The 26,900-nt window shown below is 65.2% G+C and carries 22 protein-coding genes; 14 read left to right on the top strand and 8 right to left on the bottom strand.

Annotation, left to right across the window (positions count from 1 at the left end; translation table 11 throughout):
* The first annotated feature begins 109 nt into the window (after nt 1-109).
* The 7 genes from AC3A3G_RS15655 (at nt 110) to AC3A3G_RS15625 (ending at nt 9,688) form a co-directional block, all read left to right on the top strand.
* On the top strand, nt 110-2,431 hold the full coding sequence (locus tag AC3A3G_RS15655) for a helicase-related protein (RefSeq protein ID WP_487488673.1): 2,322 nt from the start codon (nt 110-112) through the stop codon (nt 2,429-2,431).
* Between the two features lies 1 nt (nt 2,432).
* Nucleotides 2,433-4,331 carry a DrmB family protein gene (gene drmB / locus AC3A3G_RS15650; protein ID WP_487488672.1) on the top strand — a complete coding sequence of 633 codons (1,899 nt, stop codon included), beginning with the start codon at nt 2,433-2,435 and terminating at the stop codon, nt 4,329-4,331.
* Between the two features lie 158 nt (nt 4,332-4,489).
* Nucleotides 4,490-6,757: a KAP family P-loop NTPase fold protein gene (locus AC3A3G_RS15645; RefSeq protein WP_487488671.1), complete on the top strand. Its 2,268-nt coding sequence runs from the start codon at nt 4,490-4,492 to the stop codon at nt 6,755-6,757.
* 463 nt (nt 6,758-7,220) lie between these two features.
* Nucleotides 7,221-7,745 carry an antitoxin Xre/MbcA/ParS toxin-binding domain-containing protein gene (locus tag AC3A3G_RS15640; protein WP_487488670.1) on the top strand — a complete coding sequence of 175 codons (525 nt, stop codon included), beginning with the start codon at nt 7,221-7,223 and terminating at the stop codon, nt 7,743-7,745.
* Nucleotides 7,745-8,413: an RES family NAD+ phosphorylase gene (locus AC3A3G_RS15635; RefSeq protein WP_487488669.1), complete on the top strand. Its 669-nt coding sequence runs from the start codon at nt 7,745-7,747 to the stop codon at nt 8,411-8,413. Before AC3A3G_RS15640 ends, AC3A3G_RS15635 begins: the two co-directional genes overlap by 1 nt.
* 131 nt (nt 8,414-8,544) lie before the next feature.
* Nucleotides 8,545-8,673, top strand: coding sequence for a hypothetical protein (locus AC3A3G_RS15630; RefSeq protein ID WP_487488668.1), 129 nt, complete (start codon nt 8,545-8,547; stop codon nt 8,671-8,673).
* Nucleotides 8,674-9,064: 391 nt separating this feature from the next.
* Complete coding sequence (locus AC3A3G_RS15625) at nt 9,065-9,688, top strand: hypothetical protein (RefSeq protein WP_487488667.1); 624 nt, start codon at nt 9,065-9,067, stop codon at nt 9,686-9,688.
* Between the two features lie 2 nt (nt 9,689-9,690).
* Here AC3A3G_RS15625 and AC3A3G_RS15620 read toward each other — a convergent pair whose 3' ends face one another.
* Entirely contained in the window at nt 9,691-10,011 is a 321-nt protein-coding gene (locus AC3A3G_RS15620; protein WP_487488666.1) for a hypothetical protein, read from the bottom strand.
* Between the two features lie 259 nt (nt 10,012-10,270).
* Here AC3A3G_RS15620 and AC3A3G_RS15615 point away from each other — a divergent pair, with 259 nt between their 5' ends.
* Nucleotides 10,271-12,058: an SIR2 family protein gene (locus AC3A3G_RS15615; protein WP_487488665.1), complete on the top strand. Its 1,788-nt coding sequence runs from the start codon at nt 10,271-10,273 to the stop codon at nt 12,056-12,058.
* A 21-nt stretch (nt 12,059-12,079) separates the two neighbouring features.
* Here the strand turns inward: AC3A3G_RS15615 and AC3A3G_RS15610 are convergent, their stop codons facing one another.
* Entirely contained in the window at nt 12,080-12,736 is a 657-nt protein-coding gene (locus tag AC3A3G_RS15610) for a hypothetical protein (protein WP_487488664.1), read from the bottom strand.
* A gap of 92 nt (nt 12,737-12,828) precedes the next feature.
* Here AC3A3G_RS15610 and AC3A3G_RS15605 point away from each other — a divergent pair, with 92 nt between their 5' ends.
* The 5 genes from AC3A3G_RS15605 to AC3A3G_RS15585 all read left to right on the top strand — a co-directional run bounded on the left by AC3A3G_RS15605 (nt 12,829) and on the right by AC3A3G_RS15585 (nt 21,682).
* Nucleotides 12,829-13,560: a hypothetical protein gene (locus tag AC3A3G_RS15605; RefSeq protein WP_487488663.1), complete on the top strand. Its 732-nt coding sequence runs from the start codon at nt 12,829-12,831 to the stop codon at nt 13,558-13,560.
* A 66-nt stretch (nt 13,561-13,626) separates the two neighbouring features.
* Nucleotides 13,627-17,379 carry a hypothetical protein gene (locus tag AC3A3G_RS15600; RefSeq protein ID WP_487488662.1) on the top strand — a complete coding sequence of 1,251 codons (3,753 nt, stop codon included), beginning with the start codon at nt 13,627-13,629 and terminating at the stop codon, nt 17,377-17,379.
* Nucleotides 17,303-17,854 (top strand): FAD-binding oxidoreductase, encoded by a 552-nt coding sequence (locus tag AC3A3G_RS15595; protein WP_487488661.1) that lies wholly within the window; start codon nt 17,303-17,305, stop codon nt 17,852-17,854. The genes AC3A3G_RS15600 and AC3A3G_RS15595 overlap by 77 nt, the downstream gene beginning before the upstream one ends.
* A gap of 252 nt (nt 17,855-18,106) precedes the next feature.
* On the top strand, nt 18,107-19,603 hold the full coding sequence (locus AC3A3G_RS15590; protein ID WP_487488660.1) for an MFS transporter: 1,497 nt from the start codon (nt 18,107-18,109) through the stop codon (nt 19,601-19,603).
* A 285-nt stretch (nt 19,604-19,888) separates the two neighbouring features.
* Entirely contained in the window at nt 19,889-21,682 is a 1,794-nt protein-coding gene (locus AC3A3G_RS15585) for a hypothetical protein (protein ID WP_487488659.1), read from the top strand.
* Between the two features lie 614 nt (nt 21,683-22,296).
* On the opposite strand, the gene AC3A3G_RS15580 is transcribed toward AC3A3G_RS15585, so the two are convergent.
* From AC3A3G_RS15580 to AC3A3G_RS15565, 4 genes are all read right to left on the bottom strand, one after another.
* A complete protein-coding gene (locus AC3A3G_RS15580) occupies nt 22,297-22,482 on the bottom strand; it encodes a hypothetical protein (protein ID WP_487488658.1) in 186 nt (61 codons plus the stop codon).
* Nucleotides 22,479-22,610 (bottom strand): hypothetical protein, encoded by a 132-nt coding sequence (locus AC3A3G_RS15575; RefSeq protein WP_487488657.1) that lies wholly within the window; start codon nt 22,608-22,610, stop codon nt 22,479-22,481. Before AC3A3G_RS15575 ends, AC3A3G_RS15580 begins: the two co-directional genes overlap by 4 nt.
* A gap of 557 nt (nt 22,611-23,167) precedes the next feature.
* A complete protein-coding gene (locus AC3A3G_RS15570; RefSeq protein WP_487488656.1) occupies nt 23,168-23,650 on the bottom strand; it encodes a DUF6880 family protein in 483 nt (160 codons plus the stop codon).
* Nucleotides 23,651-23,712: 62 nt separating this feature from the next.
* On the bottom strand, nt 23,713-23,973 hold the full coding sequence (locus AC3A3G_RS15565) for a helix-turn-helix transcriptional regulator (RefSeq protein WP_207827037.1): 261 nt from the start codon (nt 23,971-23,973) through the stop codon (nt 23,713-23,715).
* 473 nt (nt 23,974-24,446) lie between these two features.
* On the opposite strand from AC3A3G_RS15565, the gene AC3A3G_RS15560 reads away from it, so the two are divergent.
* The gene (locus AC3A3G_RS15560; RefSeq protein WP_487488655.1) at nt 24,447-25,724 is read left to right on the top strand and encodes a tyrosine-type recombinase/integrase; all 1,278 of its coding nucleotides are present in this window, start codon (nt 24,447-24,449) and stop codon (nt 25,722-25,724) included.
* On the opposite strand, the gene AC3A3G_RS15555 is transcribed toward AC3A3G_RS15560, so the two are convergent.
* On the bottom strand, nt 25,721-26,425 hold the full coding sequence (locus AC3A3G_RS15555; RefSeq protein ID WP_487488654.1) for an RES family NAD+ phosphorylase: 705 nt from the start codon (nt 26,423-26,425) through the stop codon (nt 25,721-25,723). The genes AC3A3G_RS15560 and AC3A3G_RS15555 overlap by 4 nt on opposite strands.
* Nucleotides 26,422-26,847: an MbcA/ParS/Xre antitoxin family protein gene (locus AC3A3G_RS15550; protein WP_487488653.1), complete on the bottom strand. Its 426-nt coding sequence runs from the start codon at nt 26,845-26,847 to the stop codon at nt 26,422-26,424. Before AC3A3G_RS15550 ends, AC3A3G_RS15555 begins: the two co-directional genes overlap by 4 nt.
* Nucleotides 26,848-26,900 lie beyond the last annotated feature (53 nt).

Raw genomic sequence — 26,900 nt, 5'->3', positions numbered from 1 at the left:
GTCACTGCGACGAGACCCAATCCCTCCATTATCCGCAACCCCAGATCTGTGCCAAAGGCGCTGACGCCGAACAGGTGGACGGCTCGACATCCTCGCGGCGCTGCGGGCGATGGCGGAAGACTACCGCGGCTGGATCGACCATACGGAAAACGAGCTGCACCAGGGTTTGTCGGACACTCTACGATCGGCTGCGCGGACCAATCTGGCAAACTGTCGACGCTGCCATGAACGGATGCTCGAAGGCATTTCCGTCCTGGCCGACGATCCTCAGGCGATGCTGGCGTTTCAACTCATGAACCGCGCGATGCTGGTGCAACAGTTCCACTCCTCACTAGACGACCGGAGACTTGAGGATCCACGAGTGGATCCGCCGGAGGATTATCGGGATCTGCCGAAGGGCAAGGGACGGTGGCGGCCATTCCAGCTGGCTTTTGTGCTGATGAACATCGCCGGAATGACGGATCCCGACCATCCGGAGCGACGCCTGGTCGATCTGATCTGGTTCCCGACCGGGGGGGGGAAAACCGAGGCCTATCTCGGCTTGACGGCCTACACCATCTGTCTTCAGCGGATGCGCGGAGCGCCGGCGGGGGTGCAGGTGCTGATGCGTTACACGCTCCGGCTTCTCACGGCGCAGCAGTTTCAGCGGGCCTCTTCGTTGATTCTCGCTCTTGAGGCGATGAGACGCGAGGCGTACCTGGGCGCGGATCTCGGGAAGGACGAAATCTCCATCGGTCTCTGGGTGGGGGAGGGCCTGTCGCCCAACCGTAGAGCCGACGCCAAGCGGGCACTGGATAAGATGAAGCAGGACCGTTGGGCTCAGAACCCCTTCCAGGTTCTCGTCTGCCCCTGGTGCGCCGTTGAGCTCAATAATCGGACCCGATACGGCTACGTTCTTGAGAAAGCGTCCGACAGCGGAGAGCGGAGCGTCCGCTTCCGCTGCCCCGACGAGGGGTGCAGGTTCGGGACCAAGGCGAACATGCCGGTGCTCGTCGTGGACGACGAAATCTACGCGACGCCGCCTACGCTGCTGGTCGGAACCGTCGATAAGTTTGCGCAGATCGCCTGGCACCAGGACGCCGGCCGGCTCTTCGGGCTGCATACCGGCGCTCCGCCCCCGTCGCTCATCATTCAGGATGAGCTTCATCTGATCTCAGGGCCGCTGGGCACCATCGTCGGCCTCTATGAGACTGCGGTCGATCGTCTCTGCACACGCGATGGTCATACCCATAAGATCGTCGCCTCGACGGCGACAATCCGCCGGGCGGCCCGCCAATGCCTGGATCTCTACGACCGAGACGCTTTCGAATTCCCGCCGCAGGCGGTTCGCGCCGGCGAGTCCTACTTCGCTTATGAGGACACCGACGCGCCCGGTCGGCGCTACGTCGGCGTGCTCGGCAGCGCCGTGAAGTCCCACCAGACATCGCTCGTGCGCACCTGCGCGCCGTTGCTCCAGTTCGCCAACGCGCCGATCGCCGAGGGGCAGGACGACCGGCGGGCAATCGTCGATCCCTACGGAACGCTGGTGTGGTACTTCAATTCGCTGCGGGAGCTCGGTCATGCCGCGACCCTGTCGGTGGGAGACATCCCGGAATTCCTGAAGGGCCTGAGACATCGCCTGGGCATTCCCTACACGGACAGCCGTTACATCCGGGAGATCGTCGAGCTCACCAGCCGATGCGATGCCGATGAGATCCCGGAGATTCTCAAGCAGTTGAAGGTGCCGTGGAAGCGCAATCCGCAGGGCGCTCCGCCGGTCGACATCCTGCTTGCCACCAACATGATCGCGGTGGGGGTGGACGTGCCTCGCCTCGGCCTTTTCCTCATGTCCGGTCAGCCGAAAAGCACCTCGGAGTATATCCAGGCGACGAGCCGTGTCGGGCGCAGTTTTCCGGGCCTCGTCGTGACCGTCTACACCCAGACCAAGAGCCGGGACCGATCGCACTATGAGCGCTTCGTCGCCTACCATCAGTCGCTCTACCGCCACGTAGAACCGACCAGCGTCACGCCCTTCTCGCCCCAGGCCAGAGAACGCGGTCTCCGCGGCGTGCTGATCGCCCTTGCCCGGCAGCGTGCGGGCGTGGTCAGCCCGAATGAAATCGATGAACGCGACGATGAGATCAACGACGAGGTCGCCGCTATCCTCGACCGGGTGTCGCGCCTGGACTCCAAAGAGCGCGATGCGACCTCGGCAGAATTGAACGAATGGCTAGATTTCTGGCGCAGCTACAGCCCGGCCGACTACGGGCGAATGGGCGGTAAACCTACCGATACGACGCTGGCGTATCCGCTCGGAAGCCTCCCCGACGAGCAATTTCAGCGCGACGCCTGGCCCATTCCGACCTCGATGCGCAACGTCGACGGCGCCTCGGAAGCCCTGGTGATGAACTACTACTACGAAGACGATCCGCTCGTGTCAGAGGAGGCCTGAGGTGGCTCCACGTTCCGAACTCCGCAGGTCTCAGGGCGTCGTACCCTTCGGCGTCGGCGCCGTAGTCGACTTCAAGACCGAGTCCCTTATGGCGGCGGGACTTGACATGTGGCCTTCGGAAACGGCGTCGGGCGAACAACGCGCCGCGCTCCTGGCCGCTGGGCAGGTGCTGGACGGCCGACTAGCCGACCGCCTCACGCTCGAGCTCGGTCGCCGGATCCGTTACTTTCTCTCGCCGGCCGAAGCCCAGGAACGCGCCGCTCACGGAGCGGCGCCACGGCTGGATAGGGCTCCGATGCCCTTCGTTCGGTTTCCGACATGGTACTTCTGTCCGCGCTGCCGGGTCCTGAAGTCCGTGCCGTGGAACGCCCAGTCGTCCGGTGACACGCTGAAATGTTCGAACATGGGTCGGCGCGTGGATGGCGTGGGCGAGGCGTGCGGGACGCTACACGCCAAAAGGCGTCCGACCCTGGCGCCCGTTCGTTTCGTCGCCGCCTGCGAGAGCGGACACATCATGGACTTTCCCTGGGCCGCCTGGGCGCATCGAAACGCAGAGCGGCCGTGTGACGGCGGCGAGGGGCGGCTGTATCTCTACTCGACACCCGCGGCCGGCCTCGCCGGCGTCCGGGTGATGTGCACGGCCTGCAACGCGGGCAACTCCATGGCTGGAGCTTTCCGCGAGAATATTCTGCACGAAGTCTACGGGCCCTCATGTCCCGGCCATCGTCCTTGGTTGGGCGATGCACCGCCTGAGCCCTGCGGAAATATCCCGCAAACAATCCAGCGTGGGGCATCGAACGCTTATTTCGCGAAGGTGGTCAGCTCCATACTTATCCCGCCCTATTCGGCGAAGATCAGGCAGGTTCTGGATAATCCCGACAACTGGGACGACATCATCTCGACGACTGTCGAAGGTAACATTCCCGAACCGTTTCTGCGGCGGCGTGCGAAAACTTTCGGGGTCGATCCGGACACCTTCGTCAAGGCAGTCTTCGAGCGGTTGAAGGCGAAGGAGACCGAAACCGCAACCGAGGGCATCACCGATGTCCGCTATCGCTTTGATGAGCATCAGGCGTTCCTCGGGCCGCGTCCCGCGCGTGAGGAACGGCATGACTTCGACACGGACGCCCGCTCAAGCGGAGATTACGGCGAGATCTTCGGCCGTCTTTTCGATCGGGTCGTCCTATCACCGCGGCTGCGCGAGACGCGGGTGCTGACGGGCTTCTCCCGTCTAATTCCACCCGACGCCATCCAAGGCAGCCCGGCAAAGCTCTCCCGTCATCCGAAGCCTTGGCTACCCGGCTTTTCAGTTCGGGGAGAGGGTATATTTCTCGGGCTCCGTCGCAGCGAGATCGAGGCCTGGTCCGCCAAGGATGCGGTCCGGCGTCGCTGCGATAGGCTCGTGGCGCGGTCACACCAAGTGCAGAGAAAGCGCGGGCTGCCGTCAAAAGAGATCACTCCGGCCAGCCTGCTCATTCACTCCTTATCCCACCTCCTGATCCGGCAACTGGCCTTCGAGTGTGGGTACGACACGTCGAGCATCCGGGAGCGTCTATACGTATCGGACGCTGCTGATGCGAAGATGTCCGGGCTGCTGCTCTACACCGCTAGCGGAGATTCAGAAGGGACCCTCGGGGGACTCGTACGGCAGGGGGAACCTGAACGCCTCGGGCAGACCGTAAGAGCGGCTGTACGCAATGCGTTGATCTGCTCATCGGATCCGCTCTGCATCGAGAGCGAGGGGCAGGGGCTTTTCAGCCTGAATCTGTCCGCCTGTCACGCATGCTGTCTGTTGCCAGAAACGAGCTGTGAGGAGGGTAATCTTCTGCTGGATCGCGCACTGGTCGTCGGCACGCCTGACGATCCTGGCATCGGCTACTTCTCTGCATTTCTTGATTGATCTTGCAGCGTGGATTGCAATGCAGGACTCTGTCGGTACTGGCAACTGGGCCCGGAGGACGAAGGCGCTCGACCTGGCCGTCCGACGCGACGTCAGCGGGGGCGAAGCGCGAGTGCTTAAGGAGTCGCGCCCGCGACGGGGGGGGGAAAGGGACGCATATGATGAACTGGCGCCGGTGGTTTGGCGGGCGGACCGGCAAAGCGACGCCGTGCATGAAGGCGGAGGGGGCGGCGACGTCTCCGGTCGCTGGCGTCGACGCCCAGTGCTCCGGCGCGCTCAGCGCCGATCATCCCATCGACCTTCCGGAGCAGGACGCCTTCGGTTTCGATCCCTTCGCCCGGGCCATCGCCACAAGCATCGCAGGCCTGAAGTCTCCGGAAGGCTTAGTGGTTGGCGTCCATGGTCCATGGGGCTCCGGCAAGAGCAGCGCCGTCAACTTGGTCAAACACCATCTTGTCACCGGCGGCCTGAAGGGAGCCGAGAACCTCGTCCTCGTCGAGTTCAATCCGTGGTGGTTCAACGGTGCCGATGCGCTCGCTATCGCCTTCTTCCGCGAGCTCGGCTCCGCGATCGGCAAGTCTCTGCCCGACAAGGCCAAGGACGCCTTCCGGGCGCTGGGCCGCAAGCTCGGCAGCGCGAGCCCCTTGATCGAAGCGGCGGTGAACCTTGCGACCGTCGGGACCGGTGGCGCGGCGGCCGGCGGCGCCGCTAAGTTCGTAGGCGACGTGCTGGGCGGCGAGCGGACCGTGCCTGAGGAGCATGCGATAATCGCTAAGGCCCTGCGAGCGGCCGACAAGCGCTACCTCGTGATCATCGACGACCTCGACCGCCTGAGCGCCGACGACGCCCTGCTGATCTTCAAACTGGTCAAGTCGGTGGGGCGTCTCCCCAACGTCATCTATCTGATGGTCTTTGACCGCGAGCTGACCGAGGCGGCCGTCGCCGAACGCTTCCCTTCCGAGGGCGCTCACTTCCTCGAGAAAATCGTCCAGGCGGCATTCGAACTGCCGCCGCCGGAGTCTGACGACCTGCGCAGCCTGCTGCTCAACAACGTCGGCCGCATCATCGGCGAGATCGAGGACGACCGGCTGACCCGGTTCATGAATGTCTTCTACGACGTTGTCGCGCCGAACATCGCCCGCCCGCGCGATGTGGTCCGTCTCACTAATGCGCTTGAGGTCACCTGGCCGGCGTTGGCTGGCGACGTCGACGCCGCCGACTTCCTAGCCATGGAGACGCTGCGGTTGTTCTGGCCCCCGGTCCACCGCGCCATCTACAACAACAAGGCCCTGGTCTGCGGCCACCAGCTGGGCTTCGAGCCCCAGGCGCAGGCGGAAGCCCATTGCGACGCGCGGCTCCTGGGAAACGTCCCCGAAGGCGAGCGACCGCAGCTGCGAAGCGCGCTGATGCGGCTTTTTCCCGCGCTGGAGAACGCCTGGAGCAATCACTTCTACGACGCCGAGTTCGGCCAGGAGTGGCGATTACAGCGACGGGTGTGCGTTAAAGCGCATTTCGACCCCTATTTCCGCTTCGCGCTGTCGGACCAGGTCGCGCCGGCGACTGAGATCCAGGCCTTCCTGGCTCGGGCGGACGATCCGGACTTCGTCCGCGACGCCCTGCGCCAAGCCCTCGCCACCACCCGGCGGCGTGGCGGCACGCGCGCGGCCGTCCTGCTGGACGAACTCACGTACCGGGCCTCGCTGGTGCCGGAAGGCAGCATCGCGCCGCTGGTGACCGCTATCTTTAGCATCGCCGACGAGCTTGATGTCGCCGCCGACGAGGCGGGTGCCTTCTCGATCGGCGACAACTTCCTGCGCATCCACACGCTGCTGAACCGGCTAGTGACCGAGCGACTGGAGATCGCCGAGCGCGACGCGGTGCTGGAATCCGCAGCCCAGACCGCAACCCTGCGCTGGCTGATCAACCTCGCCCTGCGCTGCGTCGGCCAGCATGAGCCGGCGCACAACCGGCGGCGGCGCGGCGAGCCGCTAACCAGCGTCGAAGCCGCCGCGCGCCTGCAGGCGCTGGCGCTGGCGCGGGTCGAAGCCGCCGCAGCGGACGGGACCTTGGCCAGCCTGCCGGACCTGGTGGAGAAACTCTTCCGCTGGCGCGACCTCCTTGGCGAGGGCGGTATCGATCGTGTGCGGGCGTGGCTGGCCGAGCGGCTAGACGACGATGCACTTGTCGAAGCTCTCGCCCGTTCGTTCCTCACAGTGGGCTGGACCCACTCAGCTGGCGATGTGGTGGCGCGGCGCTTCACCCGCCTCGACCGCGGCTCTGTCCAGGCCCTCGTCGATCCGGATGCCTTACGCGCCCGCATGGCCGCGATCCTCGCCCGGGACGATGTCGATTCCGGTCGGCGAGCGGTGATCGAGGATTTCGAAGCCGCCTGGGCGCGGCCTGGCCGCGGTGCCTTTGACGACTAGGCAGGATGCTAGGCGGGTGGCGGCGCTCTTTCGTTGTCGTGGCGACTATGCCGCCCCGCCGCTAGACTTGGAGAGGATTGTAAGGGCATGCGTGTCGCCACGGCCGCAGCTCGGCCTGATCAAGCTGCCGACATCCCGCCGGACCCTCCGATCGGAGTGAGTGTCCGGAGTATTGGGTGGATCAATGTCAGCTCCGCGCTGCTGAAGGAACCCGAAAACTTCGCAGCTTATGCACGAGCATAGGGCCTGGGGCCTGCTCGTGCGTCCTTTCATCTGCCGCCTGCAAAGCGATGTTTTTCGTTGAGTTTTCGTGCCCAGTCCGAAACTTGTCGTCTCTTCTACAAAGTGCTGAGGCGGAGGAGGGTACCAGCCTTGACGACTCGCCGTGAACCGCGCGAGCCGAGGTTCACCGGTTGATATCTGACCAAATATGGACTATGTCCAGATTTGTTAGGAGGTCGTTATGGCAATAGGCATCGTTTCCGGTCGCGATCCGCAAGTGGAACTGCCGCGCCTCGATGTGGCGCGCTTCGCTCCGGCGAACCGGCGCCGTCTGAGCGCGCCCGCGCTTCGCACGTTCACCGCCATCGCCGATCTTTGGGGCCTGAACGAGGAGCAGCGCCGCCTGATCCTCGGTTATCCGTCGCGCTCGACCTATCAGAGCTGGTGCAAACAGGCCCGCGAGCATGGCGAGATAACCCTCGACGTCGATGTGCTGACGCGAATTTCGGCGCTGTTCGGCATCCATCAGGCCCTGGGCGTCCTGTTCGCCGATGAGCATGAAGGCGTCCATTGGCTGCTCCGACCGCACGATGCGGCGGTGTTCGGCGGGCATCCGCCCATCAACTTCGTGACCAACGGGACGCAGGATGGATTGATGACGGTGCGTCGCTTCCTCGACGCCGCGCGGGGCGGAGCCTACATGGCCCCCAATGTCGTCGATGCGACGTTCGAAGCCTATGACGACAGCGAGATCGTCTTCAGCTGATGGAGAAACTCGTCGCTGCGCCCCGTCCGGCCCACCGGCTGGTGCCGTCGCGCTTTCCGCCGATCGGCCTGTTCGACACTGTGGCGACGGCGGCCGACGCCGCGGCGGTGATGGAGCTCGCGGGCTGGACCAATGACCGTCTGGTCGCTGAACGGATCGACCGCCTGCCGCGCGATCAGTGGGTGTATGGCCGAGCCAACGCCAGCGTCGTTATGGCGTCTTTCCTCCACGTCGCGCCGGGCGGCATGCGATTCAATGGTCCGGACCTCGGCGCCTGGTATGCGGCGGCGTCGATCGTCACTGCAGCCGCCGAAGTCGGCCATCATCTGCGCCGCGAAGCCGTGGCGCGATCGGTGAAAGGAATGCGGCGGACCTATCGCAACTATACCGCCGTCTTGATCGGCGACTATCGCGACATTCGCGGCCGACAGGCCGCCTTGCCCGACGCCTACGCCCCAAACAGCTATGGGGCCGCGCAGGCGTTCGGCGAAGGCGTGCGGGCGTCCCAGGCGTCTGGGCTTCTTTACGACAGCCTGCGCCATCGCGGCGGATGCAACATCGTTGCCTATCGTCCGGTCGGCGTCACCGAAGTCGTGCAGGCGGAGCATTTCGAGATCAGCGTCGAGGCGGCGTCTCGCCGGATCGAGGTTCACAAGCTGAGCGCATAATAACGGCAAGGCCGCCGTTGGTCGGAGCCGCAATCCCACGAAGCGAGCAGCGGGAGCTGAGCCCGCGCGATATTTCCTCTCGCTCGCTCAGACTGAGCGCCCCAGCCGCCCGCCGTCGGTCGGGAGGCCGGATGCCGCCCGTCGGCGACAGCACCGAAAAGACCGATGAGGACTTCCGGTCGAACCGACGTCCGATCGAACTCATCGACTCGCCAGCCTTCCAGCGGTTCCAGATTTCAGCCCGCTGCGCCGCCGAGTAGTAGATTCTCCGCCGCTGCTTCATCGCCCACGCTCCATCTCCTAAGAAACGTTAGCGTGTTGCGCTCACCAGTTGAGCCCGCCACGCATTGCTGACGTTCGGAGCGTCCGATTCAGGACCCCGGCGGCGGTCTTTGTCGGCGGGTCGAATGCTGCCATCACAACCGATCGATAACGCGATGAACGAACGCGATCAGATCGCCGTCACATCTCAATCCACAGATGGTCGATGGTGATCGGGTCTAAGGGAGCCCGGCGGGCGTGTCGGGAGCGCAAGGCCGCGCTGCGATCGGCCGAGTCGTAGGCCATCGACGTCGCTCACGCCTTCGCTGGGACGTAGTATACAACCGTTCCGACGTGTGATTCCGTAATGGCACAGCGAGCGAAATCCACATGAGCGCGGACAAGGACGGAGCTTACTGGAGCCGCCTCGAGCGGGTGCTGGAAGCACTCGCTCCGGCGGAGTCACGCCCCACGTCCTTGCGCTTCGCCCTGCGCCATTTGTTCGAACGGCTGGCCACGACCTCCGTGGGGCAGGAAGGTCTGGACTTCCACACATGGTGCGCGCGGGTCCTGCACTGGGATCTGCCATCCAATCCGCTCGATCTTGAACAGCGGGAAGGGCGCATCCAGCGCCATGCCGGGCTGGCAGTCCGCCGGCGCCTCGCACTGCTTCTGAAGGATCGGGTCCTCGAGGAGGTCAGGAACGACGGGGTGTCGCCCTGGACGCGGCTGGCGGCTCTGGCGGATGCGGAGCTCGGGACGGACGACGGCCTGTCTCCATGGTGGATCCTGCCCCAGGCCCGGGTGAAACGGCACATCTTCGAACGGCCGTTCGGTCGGGATGCGGTCCGCTACAGGGTGCTGCGCGAACAGAGGTTCCTCTATCGCCTCGCTCTGGGCCAACCGAACCAGGAGGATCTGCTTGAGCTGCTCGCCAAAAGCGACCAAGCGCTGAAGGCGGTCTTGCAGGACCTTACGCTCGACCTTTCGCCCTACCGTCACAGCCGGAAGTGAGGTCAGTCCGCTTTCACGCCCGGCTCGAAGAGGAGGGTCGCCAGGGCCTGGCGCTCATCGTCCGGAAAGCCGGCCTCGAGTTGCGCCAGAAGGGAAACGCCGCGTTCCTCGCCGATAACTTCATCGCGCAGCCAGGCGTAGCCGAGCATGGCGTCCGAGATCGCATCATAAAGGCTTTCGATCTGGGCTCGTCCGACGACGGTCTGCCCGGTCGACGATCTCGCCGTCTCGGCGAGAATGACCGCAAGGCCCAACGACGCCGACTTCAGGCGTTCGAAATCCAGGTCGGGATCGACCGGCTCTTCATCCGTGTCAGGAGGCATGGTCTGGCGTTCCGTGGGAGCCGGGTCCGTCGGGCCCGGCGCTTCAGAACGAAACTGGTCCGATTCGGACCGGAAAAACCGTCTGCAGTGGGCTCGGCGTCGGAGGTGCGACCGAATCTGACGTCTCAACTGGCGAGAAACGCTGGACCAAGGCCGCGGGCTCTCGGGCCAGCTGGGCTGCATTGGACCTGAGGCCGGCGGTCATGAGAGGGAGACCTTATTGATGCGAAATCCTGGACCCGTCGACGCTGTGTGAACCATGACGATCGCCGCCATTGATCCCGTTACCCGTCTCGCCTTCTCGATGTTCGAAAACCGCGGCGTCTACGCCCTGCTTCTGGGCAGCGGTCTTTCCCGGTCGGCTCAGATTCCGACAGGCTGGGAGATCACGCTCGACCTGACCCGACGGCTCGCGGCCGCTGAAGGCGTCCTCGAGCAGCAGGATTGGGCGGCTTGGCACGTCGAGCGGTTCGACGAGCCGCCGAACTATTCGCGCCTGCTTGATCGGCTCGCGGCCACCCCCGCCGAGCGGCGTGCGATCATCCACGGCTATATCGAGCCGACCGACGACGACCTCGAGACGGGCGCCAGACGGCCGACGCGCGCCCATCACGCGATCGCCCGGCTGGTGCGGGACGGCTTCGTCAGGGTGTTGATCACGACAAACTTCGACCGGCTGCTCGAGAATGCACTGCGGGAGGCGGGCGTCGAGCCAACGGTGATCAAGTCGGAGGACGACCTCGCCGGCGCGGTGCCGCTGATCCACACACGATGTCTCGTGCTCAAGGTCCATGGCGACTACCTGGATACACGCATCCTCAACACCGACAGCGAGCTCGAAGTCTACGCCGAAGCCCAGAGCCGCTATCTCGATCGCATCTTCGACGAGCATGGACTGGTTGTATGCGGCTGGTCCGCGGATTGGGATCCGGCGCTTCGCAAAGCCATCGCACGCGCCGCGTTCCGCAGGTTTCCAACCTTCTGGGCCGGACGCGGAACGCCGAGCGATCTCGCGCTGGACCTGATCCGCCAGCGCAGCGCGGACCTTGTTCCCATCAAGGACGCCGACGGCTTCTTCGAGGATCTGCACGCGCGGCTCGAAACCCTCTCCGCCAGCGCGCGGCCGCATCCGCTCTCCACCGAGCTGGTGGTGGGGACGGCCAAGCGGTATCTCGCGCGCGACGAGCACCGCATTCTGCTCGCTGACCTGGTCGCTGGCGAAGCCGCCAGAGCGAAAGACGTCATCACCGCGCGTGAGTTCACGGCGCAGGGCCAGTTCACCGAGACGGAATTCGCGCAGCGGGTGAGCGGCTACGAGGCGGCCTATGAGCCCCTCTGCCGGGTCGCCTTCGCCATGGGGCGCTGGGGCGGGGAGAATGCATTCGGCCTGGCCCAGGATCTACTGCAATCCCTAGCCCGGAACCCGGTTCGCAACGGGCTCGTCGTCTGGTTGAGGCTCTTCGAATATCCCGCCGCACTGGTGTTCACGGCCTATGCGCTCGGCGTCGCGAAAGGCGGTCGGCTGGATCTACTTCATCGCTGGTTCAAGACCCCGGTCGCCCAGGCCCGTCGTGATGAGGAGGCACCGGCGGTGCGAGGGTTGTTCGGCGAGATGTGGGACGGCGCCGATCGGGATATCTGGAATACGCTTGATCCGACCCAAAAGCGCTGGACGCCGTTCAACGACCATCTCCTGACGCTTTTCCAGGCGTGGACCGCTCCGGAGTTTCTCGACCCTGCCGAGACCGAGCTTCTCTTCGAATGGGTCGAGCTTCTGGCGGGCGCGGCCATGACGATGGACGGCGTCAACAAGACGATGCTCGAAGTCAGGCTTCAGGGGCACCCAGGTCAGAGAGACTACTACTGGAGCGCCATCGGGCGAGCCGCCTGGCACAGCGAGCATCAGGAACGCCTGCTGGCGCGACTGACCCGCGAACCAACCGCCCAGGCGCTCCTCGACGCGGGCTTCGCCCAGGGCGACCGGGATATCCTGGACATGCTGGACCAGAATTTTCGCCGTGTGATGTCCAACCAGCGCTGGCGTTAGGTTGCTCGGATGTCGCCTGTCCTAGAAACGCCGGTAGGATTCCCAGGCCAGGGCTTCCCAGTAACCCCACCAGCCGGCGACCCGGGCCGGAGACGTTGTGCCTGAGATTTTGCCTTGAGTTCGGGACCACACTTCGGTCGCCGACAGGGCGGCCCGCAAGATAGGTTCAGATTGGCCGGTGCCTAGAATGCACCAGGCTTCTGCCGCGGCTTGGCCCGCCCGCGCCTCGAGTTCCAGCGGCAGTCCGATGTAGAGGTCGAACCAGTCATCCGGGGATCGCGAAGACATCGCCTGTAGCCGGTTTTGGCTGGCGAGCTGAACCGCGAAGACAGAGGGGCTCTCCTGGTCCTGCAGGCGGTGAATGAACTCGTGAACCAGGGCGCCCAGGATGACGCGCCGGATGTCCGCAACCCTTTGCGGCGTGGCAGAGCTGGGCGTGTAGTACGAGTTAGGAATATCCAGCAGGATGCCGGAGTTTGCCTCGATGTGCTGGACGCTGTGGAAGGGCTGACGGACCGCTTTGAGCGTAATGGTCGTCTTGGCCAGCCGAGACTGGGTCAGGGCGGCGCCGACGTTCGGCGCGGGGACGAACTGCCAGCCCGACGTCCGGAGATGGTGCATGATGGTGTCGGCGACCGCGACAATTTCGCTGAATTCGGCGGAAGTCAGGTAGGGCATGGACGGTCTCCGGCGTGGACCGGCGCATTTAGCGAACCGGATCGCCGTCGCAAGACCGCGGTGACGCTCGGGATGGCTTTGAGGGAGGCCGGATGAGTTTTCTGCAGGATATTCTCGACAGCGAACCCGCCGCCATCGCGGGGGCGCGGGCTGTGGCGAGCGACTACGCGGACTTCGCGGAGGACGTCTTCGAGCATTTCGCGACAGCGGTCGATCATGCGTCGCCGGAGCTGCTTCTGTTCCGCATGGTCCATGCGCACAGCTCCAAGATGGCGGGTCTGTCGATCCTGTCGGCGCTTCGCCAGCAGCGGGTTCAGCAAGCTCTTGTCCTGCGGCAACTCGTCGAGAGTACGCCCCTAATCGGCTATCTGGCGCTGCACCCCGAGATCACAGGTCCATGGGCCCGGCCAGGCGCGACGGCCGACGACGTCCACAAGGCGGATGCGGCGATCCGGCGCGCGGCGTTCGCATGGCTTGAGAAGAGCCATTCCGCCCTCAGCGACGACCTGCGTCACTACAAGAACCACATCAATCGCAACCACAGTCATGCAACGGTTTTGGCCAGTTCGTTCGCCTATGATTTCGTGGGGGACCGGCCGACCGCCCATGGTTTCTATGACGTCCCGAACCCGGCCGAGACGCGGCTCGCCCTGTGGGCCAGCGGACAGATCCTCATTCTCGGCGCGCTGATGCTGTGGAAGGTCGCCGCGCAAACGGATCGCGTTCATCTGAGGGCCGATTTCCCGCAGCGGATGTCGCCTCTGACGGTCAGGGCGAGAGCGCTTCAGGACCGCCTGATCACGGACGGCTATCCACAGTCCTGAACAACCTTCCGGTCGGTTTGGCGCTGGGTCGCTTCAGTCTGACGTTGCAAGCCCTACTATAAGGCCATGTTTGATATTCATGGCGATGACATCGCACGGCTCGACGATGCGGATCTCAGGACGCTGGTGGCGCGCCTGGCCATTGCGGAACTGACGGCCCAAGGGGCGCCGCTGTCCTCGGTCACCGCGGGCGGCCATCAGGACGCGCCGGACGGGGGCATCGATGTCCGCGTCGAGGCGCCGGCGACTCTATCCGCTCCGGACTTCGTGCCACGCCGTCTGACCGGATTCCAAGTCAAGAAGCCGGACATGCCCGCGAACCGGATCACCGCCGAGATGCGGCCCGGGGGCGTCTTGCGGAACGTCATCCGGGAGCTGGCCGACGCCGGTGGGGCCTATGTCATCGTCAGCGCCCAGGGATCGGTCGCCGACGCGCCTCTGAAGGAGCGCAAGAAAGCGGTAAAGGAGGCGCTTGACGGTCATCCGACGGCCGCGAACCTGGCGACGGATTTCTACGATCGCGAGCGGCTCGCGACCTGGGTCAACCAGTATCCCGGCGTGGCCGCATGGGTGCGCCGCAAGTCCGGCAATGAGCTAAGCGGCTGGGGGCCGGTCGGGGCCTGGGTTGATACCGGGGTGGCGAGCGATGCGGGCTATATCACCAATGACGAACTCTCCCTGATCGATGAGCGGACCGCCGAGCGGAAGACCGTGCCCATCGTCGACGGCGTGGATCTGCTGCGGGGCGTCCTCGCGCGCCCCGGGCAGGCAGTGCGGCTGATCGGCCTGTCGGGGCTCGGAAAGACGCGATTTGTCCAGGCGCTGTTCGAGCCCGGCGTCGGAGCGGCCGCGCCGCTTGATCCGGGTCAGTCCGTCTATACGGACTACGCCGACGACCTGCGGCCATCCGCCCGCGAAATGGCGCGGCGGCTCCTGGCCGAGGGGCGACGCGCGATTCTGATCGTCGACAACTGCAATCCCGCGACCCACACCGAGCTGGCGGCGCTCTGCGCGACGGAGGCCAGCCAGGTCAGCCTTTTGACAGTGGAATACGACGTCCGTGACGACGAACCGGATCTGACCCAGGTGTTTCGGCTGGCCGCGGGATCCCAGGCCCTCGTGGTCGCCTGGATCGAACGTGAGTTTCCGGCAATCTCACAGCTCGACCGGCAGCGGATCGCCGAGTTCAGCGACGGCAACTTCCGGATCGCCCGGGCCCTGGCCTCGACGGTCGATCGACGAGACAGCTTGGCCCAGCTCCGCGATCAGGACCTGTTCGCGCGGTTGTTCAACCAGCGGCACAATCCGGACGGCCGGTTGCTGACCCAGGCCCAGACCCTGTCCCTGGTCTATTCCTATCGGGCCGACGACACGGGGGAGGGGAGCGAACTGGCCCATCTGTCGGCGCTGGCCGACTGCACGGCCGACGACCTCTATGCCAGCACCGCCGAGTTGATCGGTCGGGGCCTTGTCCAGTCTCGCGGCCCCCATCGCGCCGTGCTGCCCCATGCGCTCGCCAATCCCCTGGCCGCCACGGCCCTCGCTCGCCTGGCGCCGGCGCGCCTCGACGCCGCGGTTCTCGCCATGCCGGCCCGGCTGCTGAAATCCTTCACGCGCCGGCTCGGTTATCTTCATGAAAGCGCGGATGCGCGGGCCTTGCTGGCGCGGTGGCTGGCGCCGGGCGGCCCTCTAGAGAATCTCGCGGGTCTGGCGAGCCTGGAGCTGGTCCAGAACCTCGCCCCGATCGATCCGCCAGCCTTGCTGGCGACGATTGAAGCCGGCCTGGCCGACGAGGCGAACGCCTGGGTGATGGGGATCGACAATCCACGCCGGTACCAGTGGGTCTCGCTCCTGCGCAGCCTGGCCTATGAACCCGCCCTGTTCGACCGCGCCGCCAGGGTCATCCTTCGGTTCGTGCAGGCTGAACCTGTCGGCCACAACCACAACGCCGCCGCGCCCCAGTTCGTCGAGATGTTCAATCTGTATCTCTCGGGGGTCGATGTGCCTCCTGACCAGCGCTTCGACTTCGTAAGGGGATTGCTCGGCAGCGCCGTCGCGGCGGACAGGGCCGTCGGCGTCCAGGCGCTGGAGTCCGCCATGAAGGTTCGGCACTTCTCCTCCGCCTTCACCTTCGAGTTCGGCGCGCGGCCGCGCAGCTACGGCTGGGAGCCCCGGACAAACCGCGAGCTCTGGGACTGGTACCTCTCCGCGATCCAGCTCGCCCTAGATTTCGACGACGTTGATACCCGCAAGGTTCTGGCGAGCAGCCTGAGAGATCTCTGGATGATCCCGGCCTGCCATGACCGGCTTGAGGCGGCCGCGCGGCGCTTCGCGCCCGAGGGGTGGATCGAGGGCTGGGTCGGGCTGAGAACGGCCCTGCGGTTCGACGGCGACGGCATGAGGCCGGAGCATCGTCAGCGACTGGCGAATCTCATCGAAGTTCTGGAGCCTCGCGGACATCTGGAGCGTGCTCGCGCCTTCGTCCTCAATCAGGGGGGCGGGCATTACGATGTCGCGGACGGCATCGAGCTTGATCCCGTTGAGGCGCAGCGGCGCGCCGGCGAAGAGGCGATCCGGATCGCCGCCAGGTTTGTCGCGGACCGCCCTGCCTTGCGCCTCCTCGTGCCGGAGATTCTGGCCAGTGCCTATACCCCGCGCGCCTGGCATTTCGGTCGCGGGCTGGCGGACGCTGCCGAGAATCTGCCAGAGCTATGGGAGACGCTGATCGGGCTTCACCGGGAGGTCCCCCATCCGGGCCGGCGGTCCCAGATCCTCGCCGGCTTCATCGCCGGAGCACAGCCCAGGGATCCCGCCTTCGTTTCACGGGCTCTGGAGGCCTTGATCGGCGATGCGGCTCTTGCGGGCGAACTGCCGGCGCTCCAGGCGCAGGCCGCGCTCGACACCGCGGGGGTCGAACGGCTGCTCCGTGCGATCGACGCCGGCGCTGTGACCGCGATCGAGCTGTCGACGCTTTCGACCGGGGTGGTCCGTGAGATCGCGGACGCCGATCTTGTTCGGCTTCTCGACGCGACCGCGGGCCTCGACGGCGGCCATGGCGTCGCCCTGGATATCCTCTCGATGCGCTTTTTCGTCGCGAAGCCGGACGGTCCGCCAATCACGGCTCCGCTTGTGGAGCTCGGGCGCCGAGTGCTGACGGCCTTCGACTTCGGCGACGAGCACGCCACGCGCGACTTCGGCCTCGCGGCGGTGGTCAAGATGTCCCTGCGCGGCGAGGAGGGAGCGGATAGCGCCCGGCAGGTCTGCGCTAACTTGCGGGCGCGGCTGGACGATGTCCGACGGGCGCCCCGCGACATCGATGACACCCTGGACGCGCTGTTCAAGGTGCAGCCGGCGATCGCGTTGAGCGCCTTTCTGCTCGGCGATCAGCCGCTCGCCAATCATCACCTGCTCAGCTTCGGGTTCCACAGGACGCCGCCCACCGAAGGGGTGGCGGTCGAGACCCTGCGCGGATGGGCGGACCAGGATCCCGCCGTCCGCTACGCCGCCCTGTCCCGATCCCTGTCGCTCTTCGTCCGTAACAACATGGACGAGACGGGCGAGTTGTCTCCCCTGTTCGTCGATCTTCTCCAGACCGCCCCGGACAAGGCGGCCTTCCTCGGCGAACCCTGGAGCCGCCTGCATCCGCGCAGCTACAACGGATCGCCCTATCACGTCCTCTCCCAGAGGAAGGCGGCGGTAGAGACCCTGCTGGAGGATCCGGACGTCGCGGCTTGGTACGAATATGCAAGGCCGCAGCTCGATGCTTGGCTGGCGCAGGCGCAACTGCGCGAGGCGGCCCAGGAAGAAAGTTTCGAATGAGGCGACGGAGGATCAGACCGGATCGGTGCGGACGCAGGCGCTTCCGAGGCACGCTCTGGACGATGGCGTGATCATTGACGTCGTTCTCGCCAAATCATCATCGGAGGCGGGTGCGATGTGGGTCTTGCGGGAGGAGGGTGTCGCAGAGACGGCGCGACACGGCACGGTCGTGCTCTTCGATATCAGCCTGAAGATCGGAGACATGGAGCACTTTGTCGGCGCGATCGAAAGCGCCCTAAAGGCCCGCTTCGGAGCCAAAACGGGCGTCTGGATTTATGGACACCCGGGCGACGGAAATCTGCACATCAACGTCAATGTGCACAGCGACGAGCTCGCGAACGAGGTTCGTCACGCCGTGGAGGACATCGTGTATGCCCCCCTCGCGACTCTAGGAGCGTCAGTGTCAGCCGAGCACGGCATCGGTCTTCACAAGAAGGGCATCGTGAATCTCTCGCGCTCCTGGGATGGCCTGTGAAAGCTCTCGAAAGCCAACCTGAAATTCCACGCGAGCATTTAGGGGCAGGTGCCTGCGCATTCGTCTCTCCACCCGTCGCCTGTAAGGCGATGTTTCCAGTGGAGTTTATGTGCGCAGTTCAAAGCCTGTATCCGTTTCTACAAGTTGCTGAGCCGAGGAGGCCCGCATTAGTTTGAACTGTGCAGCCCCTCGAGAGGGATTGATGCTGTCGAGGGGCTTGGCCTAGCGTCAGGCTCCTAGCGGAGCGCTGTCATGTCCATTCGCGGCCCCTGCGACGCCGGTCAGGTGCAGGGCGCCCTGGCACCAGTCCAATCTCTCACCGCCGCACGCAAGCGTTGGGTTTTGATCGCCACGGTTCTGGGGTCCAGCCTGACCTTCATCGACGGCTCAGCCCTGGGTGTGGCCCTGCCGGCCATCCAGCGCGATCTCGGAGCCGGTCCGGCTGCTGTCCAGTGGATCTCCAACGCCTATCTGCTGATGCTCGGCGCGCTGGTGCTCATTGGCGGCGCGGCGGGCGACCGCTTCGGACGCCGCCGGGTTTTTCTGATTGGTGTGAGCATCTTCGCTCTCGCCTCAATCGCCTGCGGTCTGGCGCCGACCGTCGAGTTGTTGATCGGCGGTCGAGCCCTGCAGGGCATTGGAGCGGCTTTGCTGACGCCTGGAGCGCTGGCTCTCATCGGTTCGGCCTTTCCGCCGGAGGAACGCGGCAAGGCTTTCGGCGCCTGGGCGGGGGCGGGAGCTCTTTTCGGGATGGTTGGGCCGCTGCTCGGCGGCTGGCTGTCAGACCACGCAGACTGGCGCTTTATTTTCTGGATCAATGTTCCGCTGGCGGCCCTGACGATGGCTGTCGCCTGGCGCGCCGTACCCGAGAGCCGGGATAGCGACGCCCGCGGGCTCGACTGGCGCGGAGCCCTTCTGGCCATGACCGGCCTCGCTGCCCTGACCTGGAGCCTGATCTCTGCGCCGGATCGTGGCTGGGGCGATGGAGCCATCCTCATCGGGCTTGTTTACGGAGGAGGGGCCCTGGCCGCCTTGCTGCTAGTCGAGGCCCAGGAACGGTACCCCATGACGCCGCTCGCCCTGTTCCGGTCGCCGGTCTTCAGCGGCATGAACCTGCTGACCCTGCTGCTCTATTTTGCACTGGGTGGGGCGATGTTCTTCCTGCCCTTCGACCTGATCCGGGTCCAGGGCTTCAGCGCCACGATGGCGGGAGCGGCCATGTTGCCCTTTGCGGTGATCATGGGGCTGTTTTCTGGACTGGCGGGAGGTCTTGCCGACCGGTTCGGGGCGCGGCTGTCGCTGGCTTTCGGGCCTGTCCTCGCGGGGATTGGCCTGGGCTTGCTCGCCCTTCCCGGGCCAGGCGCTGGCTATGTGAATGGGCCTCTGGCGGGCATGACCGTACTGGCGATCGGCATGACGCTCGCGGTCGGGCCGCTGACTGCGGCGGTCATGGGGGCGGTCGAGCCGGTGCACGCCGGGGTGGCCTCCGGCGTGAACAACGCCGTGGCACGCATAGCGGGCCTGCTGGCCGTCGCCCTGTTAGGCGCGCTTATGTCATCGGTGTTCGTTTACCGCGTGGGCGTCCCCGACGCCCGGATGGTGTTTGGAGAGGTGATGGCGGGCCGATCGGTACAGTCAGGCGCCGTCGAAGCCTTTCACGCTTCCTTCCGCGTCGTGATGTTTGCCTGTGCGGCTTGCGCGGTAGCGGCCGGAATTGTCGGAGGCCTGACCGGGCCGAAGCGGCGCTAGTCACGGCCGGGAGGCCGGTGCTCGATGTCTGCTCCCAGACGGCGAGGTAGTGATCGCTGAGGTCAGCCCTTCTGCCGGAAGGTGGCGACAGATCGTTGATATTCTGCGCGAGCATTTAGGGTCTGGGGGTCCTGCATTCGTCTCTCCACCTGTCGCCTGTAAGGCGATGTTTCCAGTGGAGTTTTTGTGCGAAGTTCAGAGCTTGTCGTTTCCCCGCCGGTTGGCGAACCCATTCAGAGAAGGAGAGGTCGCCCGCCGCTGCCTGTCGTCGTCCATCCCGCTGCCTTGTGGCAGGTTCATGATGACCCCCGGGACTTCCACGCCGCGCTGGATCTCCAGATCCGCCGGCATGGGGAGAACTCTCATCGCCTGCACCGAGCCATCGTGTCGGCCGGCGGGCTGACGGACCGGACGACCCTCGCGGCCTGGCGGCGGGGGCTGAAGGTCCCGCAGACGCCCGCCAGCCTGAAGGTCCTCGATATTATCGAGCATCGCTATCGCCTGGAGCCAGGCTATCTTCGCTCGCGGTTGCAGCGACGACGCGCTCTCTCAGGACTTGTTCCCCCAGAGATTCAGTACGCGGAATCCCGACGTCTCGCCTGGCACCTGCCGGATGACTTCGATGAGCGATCAGCCGAAGAGCAGGAGGAAATCCTGACCTGGGTGCGCTCGACCATTCTGTCCGGCGGCACGGCCTATCATCGATATCATTCGACCGTGTCGAAGCATCGGTTCGCGCTCCGCTTTGACGGAACCGGACCCGCCGAACTGGCGGCCCCGGCGCACCTTCGGGCCGAGATGGACGCGCTCCTGCGGTTCAAGTCGGCGACTCTGACGGATATCGGCTATCAGCGCTCCGGCGTATGGGGAGCGGAAACAGCGGCACAGCGCGAGGAGCATCTGGCTCTGCTGTTCGGCGCCCTGGCCGCCCCGCCTGACGACGAAGTGAGCGGGTTGGGCGTGCCCCGACAGGACCTGACCTTTGCGCTGCTCGTTCTGCCTTCAGTCTGGGATTGGTACGTCCAGTGGCGCGAACGACGCCGGGGCTTCTTCACCGGCTGGGAGAGCGAGATGCTGCTGCTCGGCGCAGCCTTCTCGCGCAGCCAGACAGGGTGGCTCCGGCAGAGCCCGTGGCTGGCGGAGCGGCTCAGACCCATTCCCGGCGTTGTCGGGCAGGCGGACATCGACCGGATCTGTGGGGATTGGGCCGGTGCCTGCGAGCGGGTGCATCGCCATGCCCTGGCCAGATCCAAGGAGATCGAGCGGGTCGCACGGGTTCACCGGGATCCCTTCGAGCCCATCCTGCCCATTCTCGAAGCCGCGAGCCCAGTCGGCGAATATCGCAAGATCACGGAGGAGATTCTGCGCCGCATGCCCGAAGAGAGGCGCTATCCTCGGGCCGCCGCGGAGGCGGTCAGGTCCTTCCTGATGTTGCGGTTGGGTCTGCACCTCGGCGTCCGGCAGAAGAACCTGCGGCAACTGCTGCTGCGTCCCCGGGGCAGTCCGCCGACGCCGGAGAGGGAACTGGAGGTCCGGCGGTGCGGCGAGCTGCGCTGGAGCGAGAGGGAAAGCGGCTGGGAGGTTTTCATTCCCTGCGTAGCCTTCAAGAACTCCGGCTCAGCCTACTTCTCCAAACGCCCGTTTCGGCTTCTGTTACCAGACCTCGGCGGATTGTATCGGTGGATCGACGCCTATGTGGGGCGCCATCGACCGGCCTTGCTGAACGGCTCGCGCGATCCAGGCACCTTCTTCGTCAAGACCGTGAAGACCTCGAGCCGCGACGCCGCCTACAATCAGCAAACCTTCTACAGCGCCTGGCGCCAGGTGATCCAGCGCTACGGGATTTACAACCCTTACACGGGGAGGGGGGCGATCCGGGGTCTGCTTCCCCACGGGCCGCACAATGTGAGGGATGTCCTGGCGACCCACGTGCTGAAGCTGACCGGTTCGTATGAGCAGGCCAGCTACGCTATCCAGGACACACCGGCCACGGTCGCCGACCACTACGGGCGCTTTCTCCCGCAGGACAAGGCGGCGCTGGCGGCCCAGGTCCTGAACCGGGTCTGGGAGGCGGCCTAGATGAGCGGAGGAAGCCGGACGCGGGCGACGTTTTCAAGGGCCAGCCTCAAGAGGGGAATGCTCGCCGTGGAGGAGGCCGGCCACACGGTTCATGCGGTTGAGTTTCCACCCGGGGGTGGCTTCACGTTGATACTTTCAGCCGGAACTGAACGGGCTGAGGTCAACGAATGGGATGTCGCATTGGGGATTACTGACACGAAAGGACGGCCTTTGGTTGGGTGAGGCAAGGCCAGAGGTTCGCCTTCTACCTTTCCTAGGCGCATAGGAAGGCCATGCCTGGCGCTGAGCTCGCGCCAGGCATGGCCTCAACTCTGGGCAGCATCAACAGGAAGGGGAGAGTGTTCTTCAGCGAGCCAATCTCGAGGCTTGATGCCCCGATGTTCAAGTTCGGCGAGGGTGCGGCCCGAGTCAGAGCGCTCGCTTCGCATTGGCGTGGTTTGCGTACTTTACCGCGGACCGCTTCGTTGGCGGTGGCCTCCCCAAGCGCCCATTGGCGAGCACCTTCCCCGCCTACGAGAATGCGTTCATGGAGTTCAGAGGGGCGCTTTCTGTTCCCTCAAGGGCCGGCGCTCTCTCGGTTATGAAAAGGGCTGCGGCCAAGAACGAGAGCGGGTTCAGCCGGTCGCCCAGCGCCAGAGACCGACAGAGATCAGCGCAAGGCTGACGATCGTCAGTCCGGCCGTGACCGGGATCAGGCCTGGGGCCCAGGGCGGGCGGGTGCGCAGCTTGGCCCAGGTGTCGAGGCACCAACTGAGGCCGGCGGCGCCCAGCAGGGCCTGAACCCACCAGGGCCAGATCACGGAGCCCCGACCTCTACCATGACGGCCAGCAGCACGAGGATCGCGGTCGCCAGCCCGATCAGCGCGTTTTCCAGCGTCAGCAGTCGTCGCCACCATGCGCCGCGTCTGCGCCCCCACTTCTTCGACATGAGCCCTCCCTTGGCTTGCCGCCCCGCAGACGCGCCGGCGAGGAGGGGCGCTGCGGCACGGCTTTCAAGAGTCGTTGTTATCTCAACTCGCTAGAGAGAGCGAGCCCCCACAACCTGAACTGGAGACCGCGATGAGCATCCGCATCGTGCAAGAAAAGCTGCGCGCCGCAGGATTCGACCCGGGCGACCTTGACGGCCGCTGGGGCGCGGACGGGTTGCAGCGACCTCCCGCGCGAAGGCCTGATGGGCTTCAGTCTCGTCCGCGAGGAGCGGCCCGGCCTGGCGGAGGTCGAGTCGGAAGCTGCCCTCGCCCTGTTTCTGCGCCAGTTGTTCGATGCGCGCCAGGCGCTGCGGGCGGGGCTGCGGGCGGGGCTGCGGTCGCACCCACTTGCTCTTCTCTCTTCGATAGCCGAGCCTTCAGTTTGGCGCTGCGCCGGTCGTTCTCGCCTACCGGGTAGAAATCGTCTTTCCGCCCACCTCGATCCGGCTGATCACGCTCGGTGGAGCCGTAAAATCGTAGTCGGAAACGTCGCTGTCTCCGCGACAATTTGGCTCTTTCACCGTGAGCGTGTCTCGGCGAGACCGAAGAGATCCGGGGCGGCGGCCTCGAAGGCGGCGGGCAGTTCCCCCTTGGTGTCCTTCGCGAGGGCGGCCAGACCAGGATAGAGGTCGAACCGGCGGATGAGGACGGCGAGCGCCTCGCCGGGGGCCTTGGGCGCCAGGCGCTCCATGATCATGTCGCGGTGCGTGTTCAGATCATCGATCAGTTCGCCGCGCTTGCGCCAGGACACACGTGTACGGGCGACGGAGACGGCGGTGATGCGCTTGTCGATCTCAAGGGCGAGGAGGTCGGGACCGGCCTCGGCCGCCAGTTCAAGACGAAGACGGCGCTTGAGATTGGCGTTCCCCGCGCCGGCCTCGATCAGCAGGTCCCCCCAGGCGGGGCGCCCCGAGATGGACGAGGTTGGCTGCGGAAAGCCTGGTTGAGATCCTGGGTTGTCGCGCCATGAGGTCCTTTGGGAGGAGCGGGGGTCGTCCAAGGGGCAGCTATATCACGGGTGCCAAGGACGATTCGTCGTCCCCCTTGCTATCCTGGAGCCTCTCAGTGTCGGGCGGGAGGCGCGCCTTCTCCACGCGGAGCTGCAGGGTGAGGACCCAGGTGGGATTCGCTGGTCGATCGATGGAGGCCGCGATCAGCCCACGCGGCAAGGTCTTCCATATCGTAGACGACCCTGCCGCCAAGCTTCCGATAAACGGGGCCTGTGCCGTAGGTGCGATGCTTTTCGAGCGTGCGGCCGGATAGTCCGAGATAACGTCCCGCCTCAGGCGTCCGCAGAAACCGCTTCACCGGAAACTGTCCCATGATGCCTCCCTGAAAAGAGATCGATCATGCCTTGGAAGCGCCGGGGATCTGCCCCGCTAGTTCATCACCGTAGCGACGCGGTTGGGCTTCGCGCTCAAGACAATGTGAAGCGAACGGGAACGTGGAACAATTGCGTCCAAAAGTACCGTTCTAAACGCCGTTCTAAACGGCCAAGCTAGAACGGGGCGCTCCGGTCAGGTCGTCAGATTGTTTAGGGATTTCAATCCCCCGAGTGGCTCCGCGGGTAGAGGCCGGAAATAGATTGCCAGATTTTTTCATCTGAGCCTGTTTCGTGTCAAAAAACTTATTCACTACAATGTGTTCTGTTTTTCAAACTGCTGCAAACCGCGTCAGGGCGTTTCACCGATTTTTTGTCTGCTGGATGGGAAGCTGGATGGGAAGGATGGTGGGTGCAAACCAAATTAGGAGCCACTAGAATCGAGGCTCCTGGATGATTTGCGGCGAGCGCGGCGATGGCTTTGAAAGTCAGCAAGCTCACGGATCGAAGTGTTCGTGGCTTCAAGAGCGAGGGCTACTATTCCGACGGAGACGGCCTCTATCTCGTCGTGGCCCGAACGGGCGGACGTAGCTGGATCTATCGCTACCGGTCGGGCGGCGCGCGAAGGGACATGGGGCTCGGGTCCTTGCTCGACGTGTCCCTGGCGGATGCGCGCCTCGCCCGCGACAGGGCCAAGCAGGCCATCGCTGCTGGGAGGGATCCGTTGGCGCAACAACGCCGCACCGATGCTCTTAGCCTGGAGGCGAGCCCTTCGACCGGGATGGACAGGCCGGCGGTCCGAACCGGCGTCGCGGGGCGGCCCACACTGCTGGCGTGCTGGACGGACTATGTGAAAGCCCAGGAAGGCGGCTGGCGTGGTCGCAAGACCAAGGCCGGCTGGATGCGCTCCATCGAGCGCCACGCCGCGCCGATCAAACACTGGCCGGTCGATGAGATCGACGTCGAGGCCGTTCTCTCCGTACTGACGCCGCTCTGGCTGACCAAGGCGGAGTCAGCCGGCAAGCTGCGCGAGCGCCTCGAAAGAGTGCTGGACTACGCCAGGGTCAAGAAGCTGCGCACCGGCCCGAACCCGGCTGTGTGGAAGGGGAACCTGATCCACCTCTTGCCGCCGCGCCCCAAGCTCCAGCGCGGCCACATGCCGGCCATGCCCTACGAACAGATTCCGGCCTTCATGAAGCGACTCTCGGCCAGCCAGGGCATGTCCGCCCGCGCGCTGGAGTTCACGATCTTCACCGTGGCGCGTGAGACCATGACCCTGGAGGCGGTCTGGGGCGAGATCAGAGCCGATGTCTGGGCGCTCGACCCGAGCCGCATGAAGGAACGCGCCTTTCGCCAACCGCTATCGACCGGCGCACTGGACGTTTTGAAGGCGGTTCATCCGACCCACCCGCGACTCAACCAGCTCATCTTTCCGGGACCAAAGGGCGGGCCGATGTCCAATATGGCGATGGACATGATGCTTCGGGATCTGGCGCCGGGCTTTACGCCGCACGGCATGCGCTCGACGTTTCGGGATTGGGCGGGCGACGAGACGGACTACGCCCGAGAGACCATCGAGGAGTGTCTGGCGCATGTCGTCGGCGACGAGACCGAGCGAGCCTATCGGCGGAGCGACGCCCTGCGCAAGCGGCGCCAGGTCCTGGAGGCCTGGTCCGACTACTGCCTGTCCGAAATGACGGCGGGCGTCTGTCTGCCGAGACGGGCGTCTGCTGGAGGGCTGCGGTCAGGCTAGGCTCGATTGACGCCGGTCAGCATGATCACCTCGACCTGACCCTTCGCATCCCAGACGTATTCGTAGTGCCCGCCCTGGAGGATGGGCAGGGGCAGGGCGCCCGGGCGGAAAATGCAGGCGTTCACGCCGCCTGGACGGCGCACGCTGTCATAGACGAGGCCATCGACGCCGTCCGGGTCGCCAGGCCACCGAATATCGGCGGCGAAGGCCTGGGAGGCGCGATAGTCGTCGGGATCGTAGAGCTCCGCACGTTCCGCCTGCAGCTCGCGCAGATCCGCCGGATCCAGGTCCAGATGGACGACAAGTTCTCTCAGCTGGATGCGGTTGGGAAAGCCCCCGGCCGACAGTCGAAGCCGTCTGCCGTTGTGGTGGAGGGTCTCTTCGATCGCCGTCTCGATGTCCGTTGCGCAGTACCAGGCGCCGAGGTCGGGCCCATTGAAACGCCCGCCGCTCTCGGAAGCGTGGAGGAAGGCGGCGTTGGCGAGCGTCGCGGTCGGCCCTGCAGCTAGGGAGCCCGGCGGCATCATCTGCAGGCGCGCCATGGCGAGGAGGCGGCCGTTGGTCATCTCCTCGAGCTGGAAGGCGACGCGGAGCTCTTCCTCGTTCTCGGCGATGTCGTCGAAGACGCCGGTTGTTGGAAAGCGGCTGTTGACCAAGCGGTGGGTACGGGACGTGAATCGCCGCTGCGGCGGCGTGGTCAACGCACGCCCCGCCAAGCGTCGAGGTAGCGCCGGACGTCGTAGAGGTCGGAAATACCGCCATCGGTCATGCGCTCAAGCGGCGAACGACCGTTGAAGGGGTGGTCGCGGTTCTCCGCCTTCAGCCACCGGACGCCAGCCTGGTCTTCGACGAAGATGAGCCTCAGGCCCTTCAGGATGCCAAGGACGAGGGAGATGCGTTCGAGTTGGTCGCGTGTCAGCGTGGTGGCGTCACCGTTGCGCCAATTGTGTTCAGTCTGGCGTGAGACGTCGCCGAGAACGGCGCGCTTCTGATCGACCGTTAGACCCCATAGGGCCGCCGCCTTGAAGAAGAGCTTCAGGGCAGGCGCAGACATGCGCCGACGTTCCTGCGGATCGCGCAGTGGCGGGAGCGGGTCGATGAGTCTGACAGCGGCGTCCTGCATAGCCATGGACATAATGTAGAAGTCTGTACGTCATGGCGCAAGCCATGAAGGGG

This window comes from Brevundimonas sp. Soil_N_31, assembly GCF_057655995.1.
The sequence above is the reverse complement of the archived record's forward strand: the minus strand, read 5'-3'. Positions and strand labels throughout refer to the sequence as shown.

Excerpts from the sequence above, each read along its gene's own strand:
- AC3A3G_RS15645 (WP_487488671.1), top strand. The coding sequence starts at position 4,490 with ATGATGAACTGGCGCCGGTGGTTTGGCGGGCGGACCGGCAAAGCGACG.
- AC3A3G_RS15595 (WP_487488661.1), top strand. The coding sequence starts at position 17,303 with ATGCAAGGCCGCAGCTCGATGCTTGGCTGGCGCAGGCGCAACTGCGCG.
- AC3A3G_RS15615 (WP_487488665.1), top strand. The coding sequence starts at position 10,271 with ATGACGATCGCCGCCATTGATCCCGTTACCCGTCTCGCCTTCTCGATG.
- AC3A3G_RS15620 (WP_487488666.1), bottom strand. The coding sequence starts at position 10,011 with ATGCCTCCTGACACGGATGAAGAGCCGGTCGATCCCGACCTGGATTTC.
- AC3A3G_RS15565 (WP_207827037.1), bottom strand. The coding sequence starts at position 23,973 with ATGGGACAGTTTCCGGTGAAGCGGTTTCTGCGGACGCCTGAGGCGGGA.
- AC3A3G_RS15550 (WP_487488653.1), bottom strand. The coding sequence starts at position 26,847 with ATGCAGGACGCCGCTGTCAGACTCATCGACCCGCTCCCGCCACTGCGC.
- AC3A3G_RS15560 (WP_487488655.1), top strand. The coding sequence starts at position 24,447 with ATGGCTTTGAAAGTCAGCAAGCTCACGGATCGAAGTGTTCGTGGCTTC.
- AC3A3G_RS15600 (WP_487488662.1), top strand. The coding sequence starts at position 13,627 with ATGTTTGATATTCATGGCGATGACATCGCACGGCTCGACGATGCGGAT.
- AC3A3G_RS15625 (WP_487488667.1), top strand. The coding sequence starts at position 9,065 with ATGAGCGCGGACAAGGACGGAGCTTACTGGAGCCGCCTCGAGCGGGTG.
- AC3A3G_RS15630 (WP_487488668.1), top strand. The coding sequence starts at position 8,545 with ATGCCGCCCGTCGGCGACAGCACCGAAAAGACCGATGAGGACTTCCGG.
- AC3A3G_RS15635 (WP_487488669.1), top strand. The coding sequence starts at position 7,745 with ATGGAGAAACTCGTCGCTGCGCCCCGTCCGGCCCACCGGCTGGTGCCG.
- AC3A3G_RS15605 (WP_487488663.1), top strand. The coding sequence starts at position 12,829 with ATGAGTTTTCTGCAGGATATTCTCGACAGCGAACCCGCCGCCATCGCG.
- AC3A3G_RS15575 (WP_487488657.1), bottom strand. The coding sequence starts at position 22,610 with ATGTCGAAGAAGTGGGGGCGCAGACGCGGCGCATGGTGGCGACGACTG.
- AC3A3G_RS15590 (WP_487488660.1), top strand. The coding sequence starts at position 18,107 with ATGTCCATTCGCGGCCCCTGCGACGCCGGTCAGGTGCAGGGCGCCCTG.
- AC3A3G_RS15610 (WP_487488664.1), bottom strand. The coding sequence starts at position 12,736 with ATGCCCTACCTGACTTCCGCCGAATTCAGCGAAATTGTCGCGGTCGCC.
- AC3A3G_RS15655 (WP_487488673.1), top strand. The coding sequence starts at position 110 with ATGGCGGAAGACTACCGCGGCTGGATCGACCATACGGAAAACGAGCTG.
- AC3A3G_RS15640 (WP_487488670.1), top strand. The coding sequence starts at position 7,221 with ATGGCAATAGGCATCGTTTCCGGTCGCGATCCGCAAGTGGAACTGCCG.